Source organism: Acidimicrobiales bacterium (assembly GCA_030747595.1).
In the GTDB taxonomy this organism is placed as follows: Bacteria; Actinomycetota; Acidimicrobiia; order Acidimicrobiales; family MedAcidi-G1; genus UBA9410.
In genome coordinates, this window is record JASLKK010000075.1 from 1 (window position 1) to 557 (window position 557).

The window sequence follows — 557 nt, forward strand, 5'->3', positions numbered from 1 at the left end:
CCGCATCGATGACGGCCTCGAACCATCGTGCGTCGTGGTGTGCCCCACCCAGGCCATCCGGGTGGGTGACCTCGACGATCCGGACAGCGAGATAAGCCGGCTGCATGCCGACGGCGGCCTGGTTCGGTCGCCGGAGCAGAACACCCGACCCAAGGTGGTCTACAAGGGGGCCTCCTCCTCCTCGTTGGATCCGTTGGCCTCGGCCATCGCCGATGACGGCCTGATCTGGGCCGACACCACCTCCGGCCACTCCACGCCTACGCCGGTAGCTCTGAGCGCCGCGCCCACGAGGGGCGATGGTGAGGCCATGGCCCGGACTACCTACACCACCCAGCATCCACCGGTTTGGGGATCGATGGTGTCGGGCTACCTGGTCACCAAGGCCATCGCGGCCGGGGTGATGCTCATGGCCTCGCTGTTTGTGTTGATGGGTCACGGCGACGAGCAATCGGTGGTCGGGATTGTCCCCCCGGTGGTGGCTGGCGTGTTCCTGGTAGCCACCGGCGTGCTGCTGGTGGGCGACCTCAAGCAGCCGAAGCGGTTCTGGTTCCTACTGA

At 66.8% G+C, this 557-nt stretch carries 1 protein-coding gene; it reads left to right on the forward strand.

Annotated features, from left to right (window positions below; translation table 11 throughout):
* A partial coding sequence (nrfD, locus tag QF777_12180) for a polysulfide reductase NrfD (protein MDP6912285.1) occupies positions 1-557 on the forward strand: 557 nt, incomplete at both ends.